24 protein-coding genes are annotated in these 23432 nt (G+C 46.7%); 4 read left to right on the forward strand and 20 right to left on the reverse strand.

The features are described 5' to 3' along the window. Positions 1–145: 145 nt before the first annotated feature. On the forward strand, positions 146–628 hold the full coding sequence (locus QMA41_RS09245; protein ID WP_021456568.1) for a molybdopterin-dependent oxidoreductase: 483 nt from the start codon (positions 146–148) through the stop codon (positions 626–628). After that, the gene (locus tag QMA41_RS09250) at positions 612–1742 is read left to right on the forward strand and encodes a GGDEF domain-containing protein (RefSeq protein WP_172849134.1); all 1131 of its coding nucleotides are present in this window, start codon (positions 612–614) and stop codon (positions 1740–1742) included. The genes QMA41_RS09245 and QMA41_RS09250 overlap by 17 nt, the downstream gene beginning before the upstream one ends. 101 nt (positions 1743–1843) lie before the next feature. On the opposite strand, the gene pstB is transcribed toward QMA41_RS09250, so the two are convergent. The 4 genes from pstB to QMA41_RS09270 all read right to left on the reverse strand — a co-directional run bounded on the left by pstB (position 1844) and on the right by QMA41_RS09270 (position 5385). After that, a complete protein-coding gene (gene pstB / locus QMA41_RS09255) occupies positions 1844–2593 on the reverse strand; it encodes a phosphate ABC transporter ATP-binding protein PstB (protein ID WP_006961585.1) in 750 nt (249 codons plus the stop codon). A 57-nt stretch (positions 2594–2650) separates the two neighbouring features. Then, the gene (gene pstA / locus QMA41_RS09260) at positions 2651–3514 is read right to left on the reverse strand and encodes a phosphate ABC transporter permease PstA (protein ID WP_019274275.1); all 864 of its coding nucleotides are present in this window, start codon (positions 3512–3514) and stop codon (positions 2651–2653) included. Between the two features lie 21 nt (positions 3515–3535). Then, positions 3536–4468, reverse strand: a complete 933-nt coding sequence (gene pstC, locus QMA41_RS09265) for a phosphate ABC transporter permease subunit PstC (protein WP_021456570.1) — start codon at positions 4466–4468, stop codon at positions 3536–3538. A gap of 95 nt (positions 4469–4563) precedes the next feature. After that, positions 4564–5385: a phosphate ABC transporter substrate-binding protein gene (locus tag QMA41_RS09270; RefSeq protein ID WP_006961588.1), complete on the reverse strand. Its 822-nt coding sequence runs from the start codon at positions 5383–5385 to the stop codon at positions 4564–4566. 374 nt (positions 5386–5759) lie between these two features. Between QMA41_RS09270 and QMA41_RS09275 the strand changes: the two genes are divergently transcribed. Next, the gene (locus QMA41_RS09275; RefSeq protein WP_281629458.1) at positions 5760–7403 is read left to right on the forward strand and encodes a methyl-accepting chemotaxis protein; all 1644 of its coding nucleotides are present in this window, start codon (positions 5760–5762) and stop codon (positions 7401–7403) included. A gap of 104 nt (positions 7404–7507) precedes the next feature. Here the strand turns inward: QMA41_RS09275 and QMA41_RS09280 are convergent, their stop codons facing one another. Then, positions 7508–8227: an SDR family oxidoreductase gene (locus QMA41_RS09280; RefSeq protein WP_281629459.1), complete on the reverse strand. Its 720-nt coding sequence runs from the start codon at positions 8225–8227 to the stop codon at positions 7508–7510. A 154-nt stretch (positions 8228–8381) separates the two neighbouring features. Between QMA41_RS09280 and QMA41_RS09285 the strand changes: the two genes are divergently transcribed. Further along, positions 8382–9275 (forward strand): LysR family transcriptional regulator, encoded by an 894-nt coding sequence (locus QMA41_RS09285; protein WP_095663512.1) that lies wholly within the window; start codon positions 8382–8384, stop codon positions 9273–9275. Here the strand turns inward: QMA41_RS09285 and QMA41_RS09290 are convergent. The 15 genes from QMA41_RS09290 to QMA41_RS09360 all read right to left on the reverse strand — a co-directional run bounded on the left by QMA41_RS09290 (position 9272) and on the right by QMA41_RS09360 (position 23426). Further along, complete coding sequence (locus QMA41_RS09290) at positions 9272–10708, reverse strand: coniferyl aldehyde dehydrogenase (RefSeq protein ID WP_281629460.1); 1437 nt, start codon at positions 10706–10708, stop codon at positions 9272–9274. The two genes, QMA41_RS09285 and QMA41_RS09290, sit on opposite strands and share 4 nt — an antisense overlap. A 128-nt stretch (positions 10709–10836) precedes the next feature. Then, positions 10837–12576, reverse strand: a complete 1740-nt coding sequence (gene dsbD, locus QMA41_RS09295; RefSeq protein ID WP_281629732.1) for a protein-disulfide reductase DsbD — start codon at positions 12574–12576, stop codon at positions 10837–10839. Continuing rightward, entirely contained in the window at positions 12576–13457 is an 882-nt protein-coding gene (locus QMA41_RS09300) for an FAD:protein FMN transferase (protein ID WP_281629461.1), read from the reverse strand. The genes dsbD and QMA41_RS09300 overlap by 1 nt, the downstream gene beginning before the upstream one ends. After that, entirely contained in the window at positions 13447–14670 is a 1224-nt protein-coding gene (locus tag QMA41_RS09305; protein WP_281629462.1) for a DUF3570 domain-containing protein, read from the reverse strand. The genes QMA41_RS09300 and QMA41_RS09305 overlap by 11 nt, the downstream gene beginning before the upstream one ends. A gap of 19 nt (positions 14671–14689) precedes the next feature. Beyond that, positions 14690–15154, reverse strand: a complete 465-nt coding sequence (locus tag QMA41_RS09310) for a DUF4266 domain-containing protein (RefSeq protein ID WP_281629463.1) — start codon at positions 15152–15154, stop codon at positions 14690–14692. Beyond that, a complete protein-coding gene (locus tag QMA41_RS09315; RefSeq protein ID WP_281629464.1) occupies positions 15151–15615 on the reverse strand; it encodes a TlpA disulfide reductase family protein in 465 nt (154 codons plus the stop codon). The genes QMA41_RS09310 and QMA41_RS09315 overlap by 4 nt, the downstream gene beginning before the upstream one ends. A 24-nt stretch (positions 15616–15639) precedes the next feature. Further along, positions 15640–16833 carry a hypothetical protein gene (locus QMA41_RS09320; protein ID WP_281629465.1) on the reverse strand — a complete coding sequence of 398 codons (1194 nt, stop codon included), beginning with the start codon at positions 16831–16833 and terminating at the stop codon, positions 15640–15642. Then, positions 16826–17395: a tight adherence pilus pseudopilin TadF gene (gene tadF / locus QMA41_RS09325; RefSeq protein WP_281629466.1), complete on the reverse strand. Its 570-nt coding sequence runs from the start codon at positions 17393–17395 to the stop codon at positions 16826–16828. The genes QMA41_RS09320 and tadF overlap by 8 nt, the downstream gene beginning before the upstream one ends. After that, positions 17385–17819 (reverse strand): TadE/TadG family type IV pilus assembly protein, encoded by a 435-nt coding sequence (locus QMA41_RS09330; protein ID WP_006961600.1) that lies wholly within the window; start codon positions 17817–17819, stop codon positions 17385–17387. Before QMA41_RS09330 ends, tadF begins: the two co-directional genes overlap by 11 nt. After that, a complete protein-coding gene (locus tag QMA41_RS09335) occupies positions 17813–18547 on the reverse strand; it encodes a tetratricopeptide repeat protein (RefSeq protein WP_281629467.1) in 735 nt (244 codons plus the stop codon). Before QMA41_RS09335 ends, QMA41_RS09330 begins: the two co-directional genes overlap by 7 nt. Beyond that, the gene (locus QMA41_RS09340) at positions 18544–19398 is read right to left on the reverse strand and encodes a type II secretion system F family protein (protein WP_281629468.1); all 855 of its coding nucleotides are present in this window, start codon (positions 19396–19398) and stop codon (positions 18544–18546) included. Before QMA41_RS09340 ends, QMA41_RS09335 begins: the two co-directional genes overlap by 4 nt. Further along, positions 19395–20300: a type II secretion system F family protein gene (locus QMA41_RS09345; protein WP_281629469.1), complete on the reverse strand. Its 906-nt coding sequence runs from the start codon at positions 20298–20300 to the stop codon at positions 19395–19397. Before QMA41_RS09345 ends, QMA41_RS09340 begins: the two co-directional genes overlap by 4 nt. Then, entirely contained in the window at positions 20297–21634 is a 1338-nt protein-coding gene (locus tag QMA41_RS09350) for a CpaF family protein (protein WP_281629470.1), read from the reverse strand. Before QMA41_RS09350 ends, QMA41_RS09345 begins: the two co-directional genes overlap by 4 nt. Further along, positions 21634–22800: a P-loop NTPase gene (locus QMA41_RS09355; RefSeq protein WP_281629471.1), complete on the reverse strand. Its 1167-nt coding sequence runs from the start codon at positions 22798–22800 to the stop codon at positions 21634–21636. The genes QMA41_RS09350 and QMA41_RS09355 overlap by 1 nt, the downstream gene beginning before the upstream one ends. Next, positions 22800–23426: a CpaD family pilus assembly lipoprotein gene (locus QMA41_RS09360; protein ID WP_095559845.1), complete on the reverse strand. Its 627-nt coding sequence runs from the start codon at positions 23424–23426 to the stop codon at positions 22800–22802. Before QMA41_RS09360 ends, QMA41_RS09355 begins: the two co-directional genes overlap by 1 nt. Positions 23427–23432: the final 6 nt, after the last annotated feature.

Consider the following 23432-nt stretch of genomic DNA (forward strand, 5'->3'; position numbering starts at 1 on the left):
CAAGCTAAAGACTAAACACTGTTAGCTCAGGGAGTTAAGCCAGGTAAATCGACTTAGTTGGTAAATTAATTTCCATGGCTAATATCTGAACATATACTTAGTGACATAATGCTTATTAATTAACTGCCGTATTTAAGGAAGTTCTATGAGAGGTGTTGTTATCGCCTTTGTGCTTCTGTTTAGCACGCCCCTGTTCAGTGCAGAGTTGGTCGTTCGCATGGAAAACCAACAGCCTAAGACTTTGGTTTATGACCAACTGGTTTCCCAATACCCCTCAATCACCTTCACAACCCAGCTTCCATGGTACCCAGATGCCAATCAATTCACGGGCTTTAGAGTCTCTGACCTGCTCAAGCAGCTTGGTGTTGAAGACACGCTCGCGGTTTCATTCATAGCTCTAAATGATTATGCAGCTAGTACCACGATCGAAAACATCCTCAAGTATGACCCGATAGTTGCCTACAAAATGAATGGCGAGAAAATGAAGGTGCGAAATAAAGGTCCTTATTGGCTGGTCTTTAATTTAGATAAGTACCCTGAGATCGATAACACCGCTTTTCACTCTCAGATGGTGTGGCAAATTGACGAGATAAAGATTCACAGATATATCGATGAGAAATCCAACTAGAGTTCGTAGTTTTAACCAGATTCTGTCTAGAGCTAAGGTATTACTGATCTTTCTCTCTGCGATACTGATCGTCGCCAATCTTTACTTTCTTTCTGCTACTCGAGACTTAGCCCACTCTTACAGTGAACAGCAAAACCAAGCTACGTGGTTTCTATTTCAACTAACAAAAGAATTTTCTGAGCTGAGAGCCATCACTCCTTTAGCTGAAAAAGATGACGAGTTTTTAGATCTTACGATACTAAAATACGAGCTCACTTGGAGTCGCTTCGATCTACTAATAAACAGCCGCGAAGCCGATACATTTATTGCATTACCCGGAGCAAAGAGCTACTTCAAAACCTTGTTTGAGCAATTTAAGAGCTTGGAGCACAAAATAGAGCGGTTACCTGAAGACCGAGAACTGGCATACAGCCTCGCAGAAGACTTCGAATATCAATACATGTCGATGATCAACTACGTAAATACGAACTTTCGTATTAAGAGTCCGCTATACCAATCTCAAATGAAGCAAGCTCAGACAATAACACATGCGCAATTCGTCCTGATGATGCTACTTTTTGCCTGTGTTGGTGTCGTCAGCTATATCATCCACAAGGAAGCACTATTTCATAAGCAAGCATCCCTGACTGACTCTCTGACAGGGATTGCGAATCGCTTAGCATTCATGAGGCAACTGACTGATTACATCGAACAGAATACTGAATTCTCATTGATTTTGCTCGATCTCAACGGTTTCAAAAAAATCAATGATTCCCACGGCCATCAAGCAGGCGACCTCGCGTTGAGGATCGTCTCTGCGCGCTTGGTCGAACTAATGAGTCGTCACAATCTATCTGTATTCAGGATTGGTGGTGATGAATTCGCGGTTCTCACCAACTCATCAGATGAAGCCACCATCAAACAGCTGTCGGAGTCCATCAATCGCTGCTTTGACGACAGTATTACTATTCAGAACCAGAAGGTCTATCTTTCCACTAGTCTAGGAATTGCAACCTATCCACACGACGCTACCAGCCTTAACCAACTGATTTCCATTGCCGATCAGAGTATGTACCAAAAGAAGTTCTCTACCAAAAGCGGTGACGACAACGTCTTTAGCCTCAAAAGACACTAGCAATAGTCCCAACCCCGAGACATAAAAAAGCCCCTCTCGAAGAGGGGCAAAGTACCATCGCTTATTGTTATAGTGATAATGCCAGTAAAACGGTTGGGTGATTAACCGAAATCACCATTTACATATCCCTTAGTGCGGTCATCTTTTGGTTCGCTAAAGATAACCTGAGTGTCATCGTGCTCCACCAACTCTCCCATCAGGAAGAAAGCCGTACGGTCTGAGATACGACGAGCTTGCTGCATGGAGTGAGTCACGATAACAATTGTGTAGTTTTTCTTGAGTTCTTCCATCAACTCTTCAATTTTGTGTGTCGCAATTGGGTCAAGGGCAGACGTTGGTTCATCCATCAAGATGACATCTGGTTCCATCGCAATCGTACGAGCGATACACAAACGCTGCTGCTGACCACCAGAAAGACCAAATGCGTGTGATTTCAAACGATCTTTGACTTCATCCCAAAGTGCAGCACCACGTAAAGAGCGCTCGACTACGTCATCAATATGCTTTTTATCCTTGATGCCCTGTGCACGTAACCCGTATGCCACGTTTTCGTAAATGCTCATTGGGAATGGGTTTGGCTTTTGGAAAACCATACCAACTTTGATACGCAGGTCTGCTACATCGATGTTGCCATAAATGTTTGTACCGTCCATATCCAGCTTACCCGTAATCTTAACGCCTTCAATTAGGTCATTCATACGGTTAAGGCAACGAAGTAGTGTAGACTTACCACAGCCTGAAGGGCCGATAAGCGCTGTAACTTGGCGTACAGGAATAGGTAGGTTAATGGATTTCAAGGCTTGGTTTTCGCCGTAAAACAGATCTAGGTTTTCAATATCAAATTTGTTCATGTTCTCAATCTCTTAAATCTAAAATTCGTGTTAGTGCTTAATCAGTAATGTCGCTTGTTAGTAGCTCGCTGTGTTGATGCGACTTGCAATTAACTTAGTGATCATGTTGATAACGAGAACAACGACAATCAGCACGGTTGCTGTACCATAAGCTTGGTTCCACTCTTCAATAGTGAACAGCTCAGTAGTCAGCTTATAAAGGTGAACGGTCAACGTACGACCTGAATCGAGAAGCGAGTCAGGAATACGTGCCACCATGCCCGCTGTCAGAAATACAGGAGCTGATTCACCAATTACACGACCAATACTTAGAATGACCGAGGTTAAGATACCTGGCATTGCACTAGGCAATATCAAACGCCAGATAGTGTAGATTTTTGAAGCGCCTAAGCCATATGAACCTTCACGATATGTCTGAGGTACTGCCATTAGCGCTTCTTCCGTAGTACGGATGATAACAGGCAGAATCAGAATACTCAGTGTTAGCGCACCCGATAAAATCGAGAAGCCAAGACCAAGAATTGCCACGAAGAAAGTCATACCGAATAGACCGAAGATGATTGACGGGATACCCGCCAATGATTCAGTACAGAATCGGATAACTTTTACGAGCTTACTACCCACTTTGGCATATTCTGTTAGATAGATAGCCGTCATGATGCCCAGTGGCGCGGCAACCGCGATTGACGCGATTACCATGTAAACCGTCGCTACAATCATTGGGAAGATACCGTGTTCTTCGCCAGTACGAGTGTAGTTGTCCGTAATGAAGTTCCAGTCTACGTGCTGTAAACCGTTCGACAAAATGTACCAGATAATCCAGAACAAAAAGCCAACCGTCAGCGCAGCGGCAGCCCAGATAAAGCCGTTAAAGATGTTGTCTTTAAACTGGCGTGCTTTTTTAAGTTTTGCGCGATCCATAATAGTCACCTTTAACCCGCTTTACTTCGCTTTCTCGCGATTCAAATAAAGCAATGCTGCGTTAAGCATCATGATAAACACCAGTAGAACAACACCTGTTGCGTAGAGTGCATTGGCGTGAACACCACTTGCGTAAGACATTTCAATGGCGATGTTAGCGGTTAGGGTACGAGCCGAGTCTAGTATGCCTTGTGGCATCGCAGGGGCATTACCCATTACCATGATGATTGCCATCGTCTCACCCAGAGCTCGACCGATACCGAGAATAACACCTGTCATAATGCCGGAACGTGCTGCTGGAACGAGCAACTTAAAGATGGTAAAGATTTTGGATGCGCCAAGAGCTAAAGAGCCCTCTTTGTAAGTACGAGGTACCGCGCGAATTGAGGTTTCTGAAACCGTAATAACCGTAGGAAGAATCATCACACCCAGTACAATGATACCCGCTAGAATCGTGTTACCTGCCGGAACATCAAAGACGTTCTGAATCAAAGGAACAATGATTACCAGTCCAAAAAAACCATAAACCACTGATGGAATACCCGCTAGCAACTCTACGGCAGGGCGAATGATGTCAGCTAAACGCTTCGGTGCGATTTCGGCAATAAAAATCGCCGTTAAAACACCCACTGGCACGCCAACAATAACTGCGCCAAACGTCGACACGATAGAAGCAACAATCATTGTTGCAACACCGTATAGCGCTGGCGGCAACCAGTCCTGACCAAGCACTATGCCAGTCACACCGGCTTCTTGGAAGGCTGGAATAGATTCTTTAACGATGAAATAGGCGATAACCGCCAGAGACACAATGCCAATTACAGCACTGGTAAGGAATAAGCCATGGAAAATGCGCTCTTTCCAGTCCACACGCTTTTGAGCACGTAAACCAGGCTTAGAAACTTGAGTCGCTTCAGTATTCATAAGCTTGTCACTATTTGTTGCGATGGTCATAAAATTCTTACCGTTCTCACGAATTATGTTCGCTTGAAGTCAAGAAAAGGCTCAGCCCAAAGTGGGCTGAGCAATTAAGAAGTCTTACTAAAAAATTAGTTAACTGAGATGTAGCCTTTGCTGTCTACTAGAGATTGAGCTTCAGTAGAAACCATCCAGTCTAGGAATTTCTGAGTTTCAGCAGAAGGTTGGCCGTCTTTGTAAAGAACAAGGAATGGACGAGCGACTTTGTAAGAACCGTTCTTCACGTTGTCTACATTAGCTTCAACACCATCGATAGGTAGTGCGTTTACTGAGTTATCAACAGTACCTAGAGAGATGTAGCCAATTGCATATGGGTTAGATGCAACCATAGTTTTTAGAGCACCGTTACCGTTTGCAACTTGAGCACGCTGAGAGATAGCTGATACTTTTTTACCAGAGATTTTCTTCTTCAGCTTCATGATGTCTTCGAAAGCACCGCGAGTACCTGAAGCTGTGTCACGAGTGATTGCTACGATTGGCTTATCAGCACCACCAACTTCTTTCCAGTTAGTGATGTCGCCTTTGTAGATAGCTGTTACTTGTTCAGCTGTTAGTGCTTTTAGGTCGTTCTTAGGGTTAACAACTACTGCAATACCATCTAGTGCAACAGTTAGCTCTTTAAGAGCTGGCTCTTTTTCAGAGTCTTTCAGGTTACGAGAAGACATACCTAGGTCAGCAGAACCGTTTTTCGCTGCTTTAACACCAGCAGATGAACCTGGGCCCTGAACTTCGATAAATACGTTCGAGTTAGTCTTCATGTATGTTTCAGAGAAAACTTCCATCAGTGGAGTTACGCTGCTAGAGCCCACTGCAGAGATAGTTTCTTTAGCAGAAACTGAAGTCACTGCCATTGCGCCTAGAAGTGCGATTGCACCGATAACTGTCTTTTTCATCACAATTTCCTTAGTTGGCATTATTGCCGTTGTATTTCACTTGAACGGTGCTCACTTTAGGACTCAAATGTGACAGTTGTGTTTCACTTCGTTGAAGCCTGTATGACAGATGAGATTTGCTAGGAATTTTTGATGGGGAATTACTGACAGGTCAAACAATGGTGTAACAAGCTGTAAGATTCGACTATCGAAATACGACAATAGAGCAATAACCCTATGACTTAAAAAGAAAATGATTTTCGAATTTATTAAGGATAATTTTATAAAATCATCATTTTCCAGATTGAATTATATCTGAGACAAATTAGAATCATTCCTCCTAATTATAAAAATAACAACATACAACTCACTAACAATATAGAAGAGGACAATTCATGCGCCAATTACTTAGTGGGCTTTCCATTAAGCTCCAGGTAGTGGTTCCTGTCATATTCACATTGCTACTACTAGTGGTCGGGATAAGTTACAGCACAACCAGTCTTAAAAATGCTTTCAATCAAGTTACCGTCTCAACAGAAAACCTCGTTAATCATAAAGATGAACTGACTCAGATCATCGATAACACTTATGGCATGCGAATCAAAGCCATCTACAGCCTTTTTCGCGCTGAAGATGTAAAGCAACTGGCGACACATTTGCAAAGCAAACAGCAGGCAAACCGTCAGTTACTCCAGTCTCTCAGTACAGTAGAAGGCTTGGAGCAAGAAATTGCTGATATGAACACCGCTATCGACCATTACGTGAACTACTCCATCAATGTGATGATCCCTTTGCTCAACGTGCGCCACGGCAGCGACAACCCACCAGCAGGGTTTGAGACCAAATATGATCGCGCGGCAGGCGACTATCGCACTGCAGGCAACCAAATGGTTCAGGCAATCGATAGGCTATCGAAAAAGCTCAACACATTGGCACTTGATGAAGTGCATGCTAACGAGGCCATCCACTCCAATGTGATGAACAGCGGTATTGTCGGTCTTTTATTGGTTCTGTCTGCAGCGCTAGCCATCAGCTGGATGCTGGCGGGTATCATAGTGACACCGATTAAGAAACTACAGCAAGCAATGAAAGAGCTCGCACAGGGCAACTTGTTGGTTTCCGTAAAAGAGGATGGTAACAATGAAATCTCTGCCCTGTCTCGCGACTTCAATAGCACAGTTGGGCAGCTACAGAATACGGTCGACTCACTGGTTCGAATCAGTGTTGATGTTGCATCCGCTTCCACTGAATTAGCGGCGGTTATGACTCAGTCAAGCACCAACTCTGATCAAGAGAAAAATGAAGTCGAGCAAGTTGCCTCCGCGATTAACCAAATGGAAAGTACCGCAACGGAAGTCACTCAGAATGCCAACAACGCAGATTCCGCTTCCATTAATGCGGATAAACTGGCGCGAGAAAGCTTAGAAACATTTGAACAAAATACCCGCGCCAGTGAAAAGATGGCTCAGCATCTTTCTCAAGCCGCTGGGGTGGTTAACTCGTTAAAAGAGCAGTCGGAGCAAATTGGCAAGGTCATTGAAGTGATAGAAAGCATCTCAGAGCAAACCAACTTACTCGCACTGAATGCAGCGATTGAAGCGGCTCGCGCAGGAGAAAGCGGGCGTGGTTTTGCCGTTGTTGCAGATGAAGTAAGAATGCTTGCAGCTCGAACTCAGGAGTCGACAAAAGAGATTCAGGTGATCATTGAAGATCTGCAGCGCCAGTCTGGTGTTGCAAATGACAGCATGAACTCAAGCCTTGAAATGATCGAACAAAACCAAACTCAAGCGGCCAAAGTGAGTGAGGCACTCGGTCACATCAGTGCATCAATTTCAGAATTGACGAGCATCAACGCTCAGGTCGCCGTCGCGTCTGAGGAACAAGGCCAAGTCACATCCGACGTCAATAACAACCTAAGTAACATCTATGAACTGGTGAGCCAAAACGTGACTGGGATTACCCAAGCCGCCGCAGCCAGTCATGAGTTGTCTACTTTGGCTGAAAAACAAAAACAGCAGCTAGGCTTTTTTAAAGTTTAGAATAACAATCGCCGACCCATGGGTCGGCGTTTTTACCCCACTAAATACCACTAGCAAAGTAAAAAAGGCCAGCATTCGCTGACCTAATTTGAATCATAAAGTGATTATGGCTGTTGCTTAGTTGGCGCTAGCGCAATCTCACGAATACACACGTTTTGAGGTTGGTTGTAAGCAAACTCGACCGCACGAGCGACATCATCTGCTGCCAAGACACCACCCATGTCCACTTTCCAGTCGTCATAGCCATCTTTGATTTCCTGAGAAGTCGTGTGAGACAACAGTTCAGTCTCTACCGCACCCGGAGCAATCGTCGTTACACGTACGTTTGACGCGGCTACTTCTTCACGTACATTTTCAGAAATGGCGTGAACGGCAAATTTAGTACCGCAGTATGCTGCATGATTCGGGAACGTTTTCTTACCCGCGATAGAGCTGACATTGATAATCGTGCCGCTGTTGCGCTCCATCATAGGTGCCAGTACAGATTGCATACCATTCAGTAAGCCAAGTACGTTGACATCAAACATGCGTTTCCATTCAGTCGAATCCTGAGTATCAATCTGACCTAACAACATAACGCCAGCGTTGTTCACTAAGCCATCAACCGGGCCAAATTGCGCCTCTGCTTTTGCAATCGCTGCTTCAAATGACGCTTTGTCTGTCACGTCCACTTTTTCACATAAAGTGTTTGGCAGATCTAGTGCTTCAAGACGCTCAACACGACGAGCAAGCAGAAGCAGAGGATGACCTTCGTTGCTTAGACGACGAGCAATTGCTTCACCAATACCAGAACTTGCACCTGTGATTACGATTAGTTTTTTCATCTTTATTTCCTCTGTAGTTGTTCAGTAGCAGCTCTGTTTCGCTGCGATGGAGGTATATTACGTAAATCGTTTTTGTTGATATATATCACTTCAGTTGAAACACTGTTGCTACAGTGCAACAATAAATAGAATTAGATTTGATTGGATATCTACTGTGCTCAACCAGATTAATCTCGCTGACATCCGCTCTTTTGTCCTCATCGCACAATTGGGGAACTTTACTAAAGCTGCAGAAGCGCTGGACGTGTCGCGCTCTCACGTATCACGCCAGATAAGCAGCCTTGAAAATCAAATGGGCGTGACGTTACTGATACGAACCACTCGAACACTCAAGCTCACTGAAGCAGGGAAAGCCTTTTACCAGCAATGTGAGAAAGCGCTGCATAATATTGATCAGGCGTTATTGGCTGCAGTGGATGACGTAGAAAAGGTACAAGGCGAAATAAAGATCAATTGCGTGGGCGGCTATCTCGGGGAGGAGCTGATCGCTCAAATTGCGACGGAGTTTATGCATGTGCACCCCGATGTCAGCATCAATCTAGACTTCAGCAGTCATCGGGTGGATTTGATTGAAGATGACTTCGATATAGCCTTTCGCATGGGCAGACTTGAAGACTCAGGATTCGTCGCTCGAAAGCTGCTTGATATCAAAATGGGGACTCTAGCCAGCCCTGGCTACCTAAAACGATATGGTCAGCCTAACCACCCTAAAGAGCTTGTTCAGCATCATTGCTTAACGGGTTCAGTCAAAAGGTGGAGCTTTGAAAATACAGCGGATACGCAACACTACGATGTGTTAGTCAATGGCCACATGCAGTGCAAAAATGGCCGTGTACTGGTAAAAGGCGCGCTCAATGGCAACGGCATCATACGAGTGCCGATGATTTACTGTGAAGAAGAACTAGCACGAGGAGAACTGGTCGAAGTATTTGATCACTGGGGAATTCCGAGCGTCGATTTTTCGGCCATCTATCATAGAGATCGTTTTCAGCCTAAGCGGCTACGAGAATTCATCAGCTTTGTGAAGCACTACTTCGATACTCGCTAGCGGATAAATAGTCGCCCTAAGACTTTTTCAGCCAAATTTCTGAAGCGCAAAAGAATCCGGCTTCTTGGCAGCCAAGCTGGGGAACTCAAAACGGTTTTTGCTTTAGAGAAAGTCTGAAAACCTTCGAAGCCATGATAGTGACCAATGCCAGATTCCCCTATCCCGCCAAACGGTGCATCTTCAGCCGCCACATGTAACAGAGTATCGTTAATCGCAACACCGCCACTGTGGGTCTGCTCGATGATTTGTCTCTGCAGGATGCGATCTGTCGACATCAGATACAAAGCCAGCGGTCTTGGTTTAACGTTAATGTAATTGAGCGCCTCATTCAGATGGCGGTAGCCAATCACAGGTAGCAGTGGACCAAATATCTCTTCCTGCATCACCTGCATATTTTCTGTAACCCCCGTAATCAAATGCGGCAGCATCTGACGCCCATCCAACGTCACATCCTCTATGGTATAAATACCGGCACCGTGGTCTTTTGCGTCCGCTAACATCGTGTGAAGACGGTCATACTGCCGTTCGTTGATGATGTGGGTTACCGTTGGCGCTTTATCGCCATCTACATACAGTGCCTTATAACGTTTCAGATACAGGTTGATGAATAACAGCTCTTTTCCTTGGGGCAGCAGAACATAGTCTGGCGCAACACAAATTTGCCCGGCATTAACTGATTTGCCAAGTAACACGGCATCAACTGCTGCGCGAAGATCAATGTCATTATCAATCACGACAGGCGACTTACCACCGAGCTCCAACGTCACAGGGGTAAGGTTTTTCGCCGCAGCCTGAGCGACTAGCCTCCCTACTGGCGTCGACCCCGTAAAGATAAGATGATCAAAGGGGAGCTGAGAAAAATAGCTGGCGATATCCGCTTCGCCCTCAATGGGATAAATGTGTCGGTCTAAGCAAGACAAGATCTGGCTGAGTACTTGATTGGTATGATGAGTATGCTCACTCAGCTTAACCATGACTCGGTTTCCCGCCGCAATCGCCGTCACGATAGGTGCAATGCTCAACACGATTGGAAAGTTCCAAGGGACAATAACCCCTACCACACCTAGCGGTTGATACTCTACTGTGATTGAAGAAGGAGATAGCAACAAGCCCGCTTTACGTCGACTTGGTTTCATCCACTTTTTCAGGTGCTTGATGGTGTAATTGATGTGAGAGACTGCGGGTAAAATATCGCAAATCATGCTGTCGAAACGGCTACGCGCACCATAGTCCTTTTGCAGAGCCTCAACCAACTCTTCCTTGTGTTCAAGTAAAGCTTGCTTAAGGATCTTTAGCCTTTTCATCCGCACGTTGTAGCCAGAAAATGGCTCACTCAAATAAAAAGCCCGGACTTCAGCATAGAGATGAAGTAACTCTTGCTGCGTTCTGATGTGTTCTTTTTGCCAACGATTAAGATCTACGACGCCTTCCATGTGCCATCATTGCCTGATTGGTTATTCTTTGCCCATAAGTATAGTAGCCAGATTCGACAGCAATGTCTTGGCTAGCACGTCCCTAACGTGCATAAGATAAAGGCGACATAAATGCCGCCTTCTGTTAATTACTGCAATTGGGTCATCACAGATTGAAAATGCTCAAGCCCTGTGGCTCCGACAATTCTCTGCTGAGCAATTTCCGCTCCTTTGGTATCGAAGAAAAATACCGCCGGTGGACCAAACACATTGCGCTCTGCCAGCCACGCCATCTGCTCAGGGGTACTCTCTGTGACATCAAACTTAATCGTATTCCAGTCAGCAAACTTATTCTGTACAGATTGGTCGCCAAACACTTCTTTCTCAATGACCTTACACGAGACACACCAGTCGGCATAAAGGTCAATCATTACTGGCTTACCTTGCTGCTTCGCGAGTACTAATTGTTGATCCAAGACTTCAACAGAGCTGACTTTCTCAAATGGTAAAACCGCGACTGGTTGGTCTGATGTAGTCTGTGCAACATTAAGTGGTTTAAGAGGATCATTTGAGCCTGTCAACATGCCGACAAATAAGATCAACCCGTAGAACAGAGACATAAATGCGGCCAGTTTACGGGTCCTCGCCCAACCTGGTTGCGCTGAATCCAGCGCGCCAAAATGAATACCGCTTCCAATGGCAAGCACCGCCCATAAGAGCATCGTCAACCAATCCGGAATAAAACGGCTCAACAACACAATCGCGACCGCCAGCAACAACACACCGAACAGTTGCTTCACGGCAATCATCCAAGGGCCGCTTTTGGGGAGCAATTTACCGCCACTCATGCCAATCAGAATCAGTGGCACACCCATACCCAGAGCCATTACAAACAGAGTGACACCACCCAAGACCCAATCTTGCGTGGTGGAAACATAGAGTAACGCCCCAGCCAATGGTGCACTCACGCAGGGCGACACCACCAGAGCCGAAACCGCGCCCATCACAAACACACTCGCCACTTTACCGCCGCCCAGTTTGTCTGAGCTTGCATTCAGTTTCTGTTGAATGGATGCCGGCAATTGCAGCTCATAAAAGCCAAACATCGCTAAAGCAAGCAAGACAAACACCACCGCAAATATCGATAGCAACCAAGGTTGCTGCATCGCCGCTTGCAGGTTAACACCTTTAGCCAGCGTCGTGGCTAAGATCCCCGTTAGCGCATAACTGGAAGCCATACCCAACACATAGGACGTTGACAAAACTAGACCTTTTCGGCCTGTCATTTTTGCGTCACCACCAATGATGCTCGACAAAATAGGCACCATGGGCAACACACAAGGTGTCAGTGACAGCCCTAAACCAAGTAGGAAAAAGATGAGGAGAGCCTGAGTTTTGGACGCGCTGCCTAAGAGCTCAGACAGGCCCGCCGTGTCTTCCGCCAAACCGCCAACTTTATCCCAAATAGAGGAGCTGCTGTCATTCAGTGTATTGGCGGGCAAGTCGAGTTTGATCGTCTGAGGTAAGTAACACAGACCTTTTTCTGAGCAACCTTGATAACGAACCTTTAGTTGACCTTCGCCACCATAAGGTACCAGCACGGTTACTGGCTTATCGAAAACGACGACTTCGCCAAAGTACTTGTCTTGTTTCTGTTTGCCCGGTGAAGAAAATTGAGGGTCAGTCAACTCAACGCCGCTATCTGCTGAAAACTTAAATCGGCCTTTATAGAGATAATATTCAGGCTGAGTCGCGAAATGGATCTGCACACCTTGTTCACTGACCGACCATTGATAAGGAAATGCCTCTTCGACAGGCAAAAAGTCAGGATCCTGCGCGAACGTAAAGGCAGAGATAAACAGTAATAATGGCAGGATGAAAATTCTGATCACGCTACAAACTCCGTGTCTTGATGAATAGCTAATTGATCGTCAATAAATACAACACCGACTTGTTCAGGGACTGGTAAAGTCGGCTCTAATGTCAATGCCGTACTGAGGGCGCCGGCTTCCAGTGTCGTTGGAGCTAAGACGCTGACAGAGAGCACTTGAGGATGTGTTCCACGTTGCGACAATATGTGTGAGCTTTCCTCATCACCAAATTGGAAACTTCTCTCGTAATGAGCGGATGTCGTCAAAGCGGCATCAGCCAGTGGCAATGAGAAAAATGGCTCATGCTTATTCTTCGGATTAAGCACCGCCACATTGAAAGGTGAACCGTCTGGCTTAGTGCCAAGCGCTCGAATGTCTCCACCAAAATTCACCAGCGCAGAGGAAACACCAAATTTCTCTGCGATCATCACCGCCTGATCGACCGCAAACTCTTTAATCACTCCACCCAAGTCAAATTGAGTCTCTGCGTGAGGGATAGAAAGCGTTTTATCTGATAAAGACCAAGCATCAACGCCCATAAACGCTTTAGCGCCTTCATAAGCCGCATTTCTGTCCAATTGAGGCGTGCTGGCCATCAATGACTTGACCGTACCGACCGTTGGGTCAAAAACACCTTTCGTGCCATCAACCAAACGCTTCAAAACTTCAAATACAGCGTAGCTTTCATCATCCAAAACCACAGATGATGATTGACGTTGATTCACATGCTGATTGAGCCAAGAGTGAGAATCATAAAAGTTAAATTTCCGCTCTAATCTCAGAGTATTAGACTCGATTAAAGCCGCTATATCTGCGGCTTTCTCTGAGTGATACAACTGAACTTCACAAGGAACCGTCATCGCCTGAAATCGGTGAACAAACGGCGGATTAAAACTCATAGGTTGCCCCTACTGCCCACCACTGAGCTTCAAAACCGTTGGACTGCTCGTAATAAGCGCCAAGCAGATTGAAACGCAGTTTCTTATGCACTTTAAAGCTTGCGCCTAATTCATAGGCATTGGCCGTAAAATCACCAAGACGTAAATCAGAGGTCGCATAACCCGATGAAGCAAACGTAGGATCGCTACCATTAGGGTCACGGTAGAAATCAGCAGCACTTTGGGTGTACCAGAAATAACCCGGAGCTAGCGTTAGCCAACTGTTGACCGTCCAAGAAAGCTTGCCGCCAAGCTGATGAGAGGCTACGCCCCAGTCGTCCTGGAACCATTTGTAACGAGGGCGAACCACTAGAGTTTCGGACATTGCCCAGAACGCCTGAATATTTACGCCACCTGACAAACGAGTATCCGGGCGTGAATCCTGACCAAGAAAGACCTCGTCAGTACCAATCGAGCCATCGCCATCAATATCCACCTCACGCAACACCGTCAGATAGTGATTGCTAAGATAACCAGAACGATAGCCCGCATAGCCGGTAAAGACCATGTAGTAATTTGGCGAGAAGGTTTGTGAAAGTCCTGCCTCAACATTCCCTGTAAAGATGTCTTCCCAAGATTGTGGATTGGTCGAAGTTTGATATTTGCCAAACGTCATCGTTTCATCAAACAGAGTAGAGAAGCCTAAGCTGTACGAGCGGTTTTTCTGTGCGTCTGCGTAAATTAGCCCTTTACCATTTAAGCCAATACTGCGGTAATCCTCTTCTTTGGAAAAGTTAGCGCCGAAAGTCCACTCGTTACGCAGCTCGTCTCGGTAAGTCGCGCTGCCATTGATCGATTTACGGGTATCTTCCAGCTCATATTTCTGAATTTTGTAGCCACTGCTGTGGGGATCGTAGCCAGCGCGGATCACCTGATCCGTCATGTTTTGAGCTTGTTGAGTTTTCGTCGCACGGTTTACCGCATCCGCTGCACTGCCAATTGGAGTGGTTGGCCCCCAAGACGGTGACGCACCAGAAACGGTGTCGTAGCCCAATTCAAGATTGATGGTCCAATCGAGACCAAAACTCTTTTCGATAGAAACAACGCTGTCGCCTGCTTCTACTTTATCGTCGTACTCTTCGTAATTTAGATAGTGAACAGAGATATGGTCTTCTGCCAGCGCACTATTCGCCACTGCCGCTGCGCTCAGCAGCGTTAAAGGTAGTTTTTTCATTCTGATTTATTTTTAGTATTTAGTTACAACCACAGCCGCCGCCACCGACGCCACTGCCACCCACTGAACCTTGCTTGTATGAGAAGACTTTCTCCGAAAATAAGTCGAACTCAGGCACCGGCCCTCCGGGTTTCATCTCTTTCTTAGCCAGAGTTCCTTTTTCCCACGGCTTAACGGGTTCAATACCCAATGCTTCGTCGACAAAAGCGAGTGCTGACTTTTCATTTGCGACGGCTTGTGGCTTATTCAGCGTTAAATCTTTAGCCTGAGGTTTGACTAATTCAACGTTGCGACGAGCACCGATTTCAGAACTGCCACTGGTGTAGACCTGACCAGAAATCACCTCTTCTTCAATGCTGGAACCACTGACAGATGTTTCCGTAGCTTGGGAAGGTTTTTTCCCTAACTGACTTAAATCCACTTTGGGTGCAGCAACGCTCAGCGCCGGAAAGCAGAGAGCAAATACAAGAACGACTGGCTTCATAGCTGCACTCCCATATCAGCCAGATCAGTGAGAATAACGTTACGAATATCGTTGATGGCGCCAAACCGAACTTTGAGTACTTGGCCCTGATAGATGTAGTAGAGAGCTGGCATACCAATCGGCTTGAACTCGGCGATCAACTGTTGCTTTGGATCGATGACGACAGGAAAGGTCAAACCTAACGATTTTTGAAACTCAAGGCCAACTTCGACCTCTTCATCGACATCCACACCGACAACAGTCACGCCTGTCCCTTCTAGTTCACGGTAGAGCTGATTAACCAAAGGCAGCTCATGGCGACATGAAACACACCACTCCGCAAAGAAATCCACTATCGTTAACTGGCTTTGATCCAGCTTGAGTCCCGTTGACGCTGAATCTGTAATGGTGTCTCCTTCTTTAAACGCAGATGCAGAGAAAGAAGCGCATAAAGCGAATAGCACAACCAATTGTTTAATCATTATTTTCTCCATAATTTTGTTGTTTTATTTCTGTCCGAAGTTAAGCGTGGTGTCATACTGAACTTCTAATATCTTTGAAAAGTACTCATCGAGTTTCTCGGTGTTGGTTGCAGAGAAAACCTGCCCCTTGATTCCGTCTGTATTTGCGGCGTTGATGCAGCTCTGAAACTGAGCTAGGCGGCTGTCTTGGACATTGAAACCAATAAAATTGAGCTCAATAGCAAATTCATTGGCTAAACGGTCACAAAGGCCAGCGTCAATCAGGTCATCCAGTACATAACCACTATCAACTCCATCAGTCATCAGAATCAGCTTTTGCTTAGGTGCGAGCGAATAAGGGTTATATCCCCATTCTTGGCGCCATCTTGGAATCAGTTGACGAGCCCCCCAGATAACCCCTTGATAGGAGCGGGTGCCACCTGTCGTAGTCAGGGCATTAATTGCTGTTTTCACTTCGCTCATATTGTCGGTAAGCGGGACAAGGGCAGCTGAGGCACTGCAATCTGCGAGAAACTCGTCCGGTGCACGATGGCTGACCGCCTTTTCAGAATGGATTCGGTCTAGGTTTTGAACGGTTTCATTCACCAATACAGAGCCGCCAGATTCTTTGGTTAATCCATCAATACAGAAGACGCCTTTGTCATCCAGCCAAGCGGCATTGCGAGCAGATACCCCATCAGAAAAAGGCACAATAGAGATACTGATTGCTCGCCTTCCATCGATTTGTACATTGTCTTGCTCTATGCGCTCTATTGCTCGAGTAAGGATGCTCTTTAGTGTATCGATTGACCCTGTCATGGAACTAGAAATATCCAACACTAAAGTCATTTCCGTTGGGGTCACACTGGCCGATTGATTGACGTGCGCTTGCTCTACTGAGCCTGATTGTGCTGAATACGAAGCCTGTGCAAATTTCAATGATGAGAATAGCCCTGTCAGCTGATACCCCATGTTCAGCTCACAGCCTGAAGCACTGTATATCTCGCTTTTCACCAGTTTTACGTTGGGCTGGTAATACTCCAAATAGGCCTGATTAACGCTAGGATCGGAGTAATCGGCAAATGCACACGCCAAAGAAGCCGCGTCTACGGCTTGCATCGCACGGCTGCTCAGTTGTACCTGAAAGCCAATCATGATGGTCGCAGCAGATAGCACCACCAAAGGAATCAGCAGCGCTAAGAAGGATAAGGAGACAGAGCCTGTGTGTTGCTTAAGCACTGTAGCGCCTCCCTATCATGGTAGCTTGGCTGCGCATAGATGTTGGAAGCGGTAACGGCAGCCAATTGAAAATGGCACTATCCGACTCCAACGGCTCAGAGACACAAAGCGTTACCTGATATAGGCTCGCAGTCTTACCACGTAACGAGGCGATCGAGCTTCGGCTAACTGGAGCGAGTGCAGAAAGAGCATCTATCGTTTGTTCTACCTCGCAGTCACTGCCTGCTTTTTGGGTGACGAGCTCTGTGAGTCCAGCAGTCACAGTTCGAATTTCAAGTACAAGCCCTATACGCTCTGCTTCAAAACCTGTGGGTAAAGAACGCTGTGCAACACTCAACAGTTGATTAGCACTCGCATCGTCATAGGCTATGGCGCTACCTTGTGGCACTAACGCTCTTGCAGCAGCGCTCGCCATCGAATATGCCGTACTATCGACACGACTTTGAAGGTAGAGCAGCTTGTACACTGCGAACAGCCCCAAAACGATGGTCAGAATTCCGAGCACAACAAACGGAAACTCAATCACGGTTGCGCCATTTTGCTTTGAAACACTACGCATCATGACTCACCAATACGGTTCGACTTAAAGACGCCACTGAAGGAAACGTTTCAGACAGGGCTGGTACCAATAAAAAGGTAAAACGGTATCGAATGTGGTACTCGGCCATCACCGCAGTCAGAGAAGTGGTCGTTCTCCCCAAAGCTAAAGATTGAACGCTATCGCTATAACGTGGAGGGTCAATGTCGATCTTCTCTAGATCGAGCAATGGAAACGAGGCGATGCGATCGCGGATTCGACTGTCTAAAGTCGTGGAAGGTGGCAGCGTTCTTACATCCCTAACCGCAGCATTGACGGCAGATTCAAAGATCATGGTGACCCACATCAGGCGAGCAAATTCAAATGCCGCCAGTAGCACAATCATCAGGGGAACAATTACCATTGCAAACTCTATCGTCTGGCTCCCAGAATGACGCTTCATCACCATGCGCTAGCTCCCAGCTCAGCAAGATGCTGGTAATACGCTAAGTTGTTCTCTAACTCCGCTTTGGTCAGATCGCCCATCGCGATCGTTCGTGCAGCATCGACCTCACCTTGCAACGCATAAGATAATGCTAGATTAAGCCGCAGCTTAGTTGTCGCTTCACCACGTTGGTAAATTGGGTAAAGAATCCGAATACTTTGACCTGGCTGACCATCTAGCATCCAGCTCAACGCGAGGTTGTTTCGGTACTCTAAGCTGTCCGGCCTGATGTTAATCGCCTGCTGAAATGCGTCACGAGCAGCCGCATAGCTTTTTTGCAATGAATAGCTCACACCAAGACTGTTTAGCGCCACTTCGTCTTTCTCGTTTCCTTCCACCGCTCTGCGCAGTGATTCCGTCGCTAAACGAACATTTCCTAATGCTAAGTGCGCGCGACCTAATTCACGATCAAACTGTGGGGAGGGCTTAATTGCACTGCCCTTTTTGAGGTAATGCAGAGCCTCATCGTAACGAGCAGCTTGATTACTGGCACTGCCCGCCAGAAACAAAAGCTGGGGATCATCTGGAGTCATCTCCAGTTTCTGCTTATAGATGCTAAGCGCATTATCCGCATGACCGTTTGTCAGTGCGGTTTCCGCCAGTTGAAAATCGGATTGCTCAACCTGACTGTCTGTAGACTGACAACCAAAAACCAATAGACAAAAGCAGGCTGAGAGAAATGGTTTAATCATAATGTGTCCAAGGTATTAAACAGGCTGAGAACAACAGGGGCGACAATCATGACCACGACTGGAAGCATGATGAACACCACAAGTGGGAAAGACATTTTGGCTGGAATTTTTCCTACCCATTCTTCGAGATCAAGCAACTGGTATTGACGACTATCAGACGCAATCAGGCTCAATGCCTGCGAGAGAGGCGTACCAAACTGAAGCGCTTGAGACATGGTCACAACCATGTTGTTGATATCTGGTAACTCCAATCTCTGATCCAGATTCTGCAAAGCTTGCTGCGGAGAATCCAGCACCGACATTTCCGTTGCGGTCAGTGCCCATTCTCGGGCTAAAGCCGGAGAAACTGACGTCATTTCTTCACCAACAACACGGAAAGTGTTTTCCAATGTCAGCCCAGAAGCGACGCAGACCACCATAAGATCGAGTGCATCGGGTGCCACTTTGGAGATTTCCTGACGAATCTGGTTAACACGCCATTCGAGCAGTCGATCAACCGCAATACCACAAGCGATTGCCACCGCTATGTCCTGAGCAAAATCCGCCGACGACCAGTCCAAAGAGCGGCAAAAATGCCACAAACCAGCGCCGCAAAGCATCAAGACAAAGCGAATCAATACAAACTGGGTTTCTGCATGATTTTGGTTAAAGCCAAGTAATGCCAATTGTTTTTGACGAGCAGGGTTCGACTTCCATCGCCATTTTTCGCCTAGTGAGCGAGTATGCAGTGTCGAAATACTGACCTGTTTTAAGCGGCGATGGATGACGTCTTGCTGACGTGCAAGCTGAAAGCAAATCACGGAGCTAATGACGCCCACCACAATCAGTAAGGTCGCAATCATAGATATCATGAGAACTTCCTATTTTTTGTCAGCGAATGGAGCGTGAAGCCGCCAAAAGCAATACTGGCTGCACAATAAATCAAAATCGACTGACCGCTTTCGGTGTAGACCAGTAACTCGAACAATGACACATCAATCCACGCAACAACGGCCACCAGCAACAAAGGCAGCAATGAGAGAAATTTTGCCGTCATTCTCGGTTCCGCGGTCATACTTTTTACCTTCTTGAGCATGGCTCGATTGTCATGCATGGTGCGGCTCAGATTGTGGAGGATCTCCCTCAACTGACCACCGTTACTCTGATTAAGAATCAGAGCGACGGAAAAATAACGAAAAGTACGGTAAGGAAGGCGAGTACAGGCTTCATCAAGTGTTTGACGCAGTGAAATACCTAGCGCCAAATTGTCTGTAATAAGCGCAAATTCCCGCCCCAATAAACCTGTTTGAGAGTTCGCCACTTGTTCGATGGCTTGAGGAACAGAAAGTCCGGCGGACACCGCACGACTAACAAGGCCCAACACCTGAACGATATTGGTATCAAACTCTTCAATTTGCTTTTTACGACGCACAACAAACAGCGCACAGAACAAGACACCAAAACACACTAAAACAACAGCGGTTTGCCAATACCATGCCAGCGCTTGCAGCCAGAATATCGTACCAAGCGGTAAAGCGAATGCTGACAAAGCAAGCAGTAGCTTGTCCTGACTTGGCAACAAGGCATCAGTACGATACAAGAACTCGCGCACTCTCCCGCCAGACTGGTGCGATTTGACAATCGAGCTTAAATGACTCGTGCCCGCATCAGGGACGTACTTCGACAAACGTCGCTTCACATTACGACGCTGGCTGTAGTAATGAAGAGAAACCGCTACGGTCAGGCACCAAATCACGACCAGAGCAAGGATCATAAGTCGAGCTCCATGGCCGAACGTAATTGGCTGTCAAGTTGGTAATATTGCGCTTTGGATGCAAAAGTAGGCAAGCTTCTGGCACTCATGTACTTGCCCAGCAGTTGACCCTGATGATCTTCGCCCTGAACCTCAAAGCGGTAGAGATCGTTGGTGACATATTGCTCACCTTCCAAGCCGATAACCTCTGTGATAGCGACGACACGACGCTTGCCATCACGCATTCTCTCAACCTGAACCACCACATCAATCGTATCAGCCACTTGTCGACGCAATGCAAACAATGGCAAGGTGGATTGCGCCATCATCAGCATGTTTTCAATTCGAACCAATGCATCTAACGAAGAGTTCGCGTGTAAGGTCGACAAAGAACCTTCGTGGCCAGTGTTCATGGCCTGCATCATTTCAAAGGCTTCGTCACCACGCACTTCTCCGAGGATGATGCGATCAGGACGCATCCTTAACGCATTCTTAACCAGCTCTCGCTGACTGACAGCAGCGAGCCCTTCTGCGTTTGCAGGTCTGGTTTCAGCTCGAACCACATGCGGCTGTTGAAGTTGAAGTTCTGCGGCATCTTCAATGGTGATAATTCGCTCATGAGGCGAAATACTGAATGACATCGCATTGAGCAGCGTCGTTTTACCTGCACCGGTTCCACCCGCAATCAAAACGTTCAACCGACAACGAACAATGATGTCCAGTAAGCGCACCATACTGTCTGACATGGCGCCATTTTGCGCCAGCTGATTTAGAGACAGTTTTTCCTGATTGAATTTACGAATTGAAATACATGTGCCATCCAACGCAAGTGGAGGGATCATGACATTGACCCTGCTACCATCTTCTAAACGCGCATCAACCAGTGGTGAACTTTCATCAATTCGACGACCTACTTTGCTCACGATTCGACGAGCTAGGTTGAGCAACTGCTCTTCACTGCGAAACTCGACCGACGTCTTTTGCAATTTACCCAACTTCTCGATGTAAACCTCATTGGGTCCATTAACCATGATGTCACTCACCATAGGATCGTCGATCAATGGTTGTAGCGGCCCCAAACCCAATAGTTCATCCACCAGCTGTTTAACCACTAGCGCGACTTCACGATTGCCCAGCGGCAGCTGATGAGTCGCAACCACGTCCGTCACCAGCAGTAAAATCCTCGCTTCTAATTCCTGAGGACTCAGCTTGATGACAACGCTGGCTTCAATCGCGTTCACCACCTGAGAGTGGATCAGATGATAATGTTCACGAATAGGATCCGATTGCGCGGCTACGGCACTGTGTGCGTGATTTATCGCTAATGGCTCTTTCGCTCTTGTCGACTTAAACATTACGCCCCTCGCTTCCAGAATCTGAATGAGCGTGATTGCGGTGTGCCTTCAACTTTATCCGCTAAGTCAGAAAACGCTTGGCTGACCTTACGGTTCCCTTTGATGGCAGACTGCCCCAGCGACTCTTTAGCTAAGAAGTGATTCGGTGCAAAAGGCACTGAAACATCAATATCAACACCCAGTGCACGGTGAACGTCATTCAATGCAATCAAGGAGGCTTTGTTCGATTTGGTGTGATTGACGACTAAAAGGTTTTGCTTAGCGAGGCCAGCTTCTGCCCCAGCAGAAAGGAAGCTAAAGATTTGCCCAGCATTACGAATTGACGACAAGGTTGGCTCAACGACGATAACGCGCACATCTGCACTTTTTAGCACGCTCATACCGACCTGATCTCTCAGAGAGAACGAGGGAATATCAAAGATGAGATTATCGGCGTGCTCTAGGCAGTATTTACTAAAATGTTCTAACGCGTTTTTGTCCGGCCAAAACGGGTCAGTATCCAAAGGTAAATAGCCCGTGAACAAGGTTAAGTCTGGCTGAACCGTAATGCCACTTCGTTCAAAGACTACTGGCTCAAGGCGCTCTGGATACTGCAACATTTCAACCAAAGCGGTATTCCCTTGAACATCGAAGTGCAAGTCCAGATCCCCTGAGGCAAAATCAAGGTCAGCCACTGCTGTCGACTGGCCACGGCTGTTCATCATTCGCGCGAGATTCGCAACGACAGTGGAAGTGCCAACGCCACCTTTAGTACCCACCACAGAGATACGTTTCCCACTTTGGTTTCCATTGTGATGGTGACCAAAATCGAGAGACGCGAATGCATCCGGTGCAATAGGATTCACCAGATATTCGAGAGCTCCAGCCGATAGTAAACTGCGGTAGTAAGCGATCTTCTCATCATCACCAATTGCGATGACCTTGCAGCCTGTACGATGAACTAGATTACTCACGAGGCTTTGAGCATCTTCAATTGACAAACCAATCACATCTAGCGCAATAACGCTGTGGTTATTGATCAGTGCCTGCTTGATGATCTGCTCACGCTCTAAAGAAACCTGAGTAAGCTGAGTGATCCCTTGCTCTGCAAATGCAAGGCTTAGATGGTAGCTGTCCAGCGCCGGAGAGCTTGCCACCAATACTGAAAGGTTCTGATTTTTCATCATTAGTTACCACCCGTACTAATCGAAATCACCGAGCCGTTATCCTGACTATTTTCATTGGTGCTTGCTGGAGCAACATAAGCATCAATGGCTGCAACGGCTTTTGCCCCATTCGTTGGACCGAGCTTTTCACCCACAACCAAATCTTTCGGGTTAGCGACCATTTGCGCTAAAGCCGCAGCATTACTACACCCGTATGCCTGATGCGTTTTATATTGGTTGAAGATGACCGGCTGTGATTTATCGGTACCACACCCAGGTACTTTGGCACGAAACGACTCAACGATGACCTGCACATCACCAGATTGAGTTCCGGTCGCACGTTCAGTCATAATCTGGTGCTTGGCGAGGCCCTGTCCGAGCAACAGGTTTGAAATAGGCTTAACCTGAGACTGTCCTTTAGGCGAATAGCTCACCAATTTCACTCTTAGGCTATAGGGGTTTCCACGCTGAACGATGAAGGATCGGATATCCTGTTGCTGCTGCGGAGTGAGCGATTTCTTTTCGACCGCAAGAGTAAGCTTATTGGTTACGGAGACCACATCAATGGCAGGTTGACGCGCTATTTGATCAGAAGCACAGCCACTCAGGACGAGCAAAACAGGCAAAAGTAACGATTGTAATTTCATGCGCAC

It is taken from the genome of Vibrio sp. St2, assembly GCF_947311885.1.
GTDB classification, from domain to species: domain Bacteria; phylum Pseudomonadota; class Gammaproteobacteria; order Enterobacterales; family Vibrionaceae; genus Vibrio; species Vibrio coralliilyticus.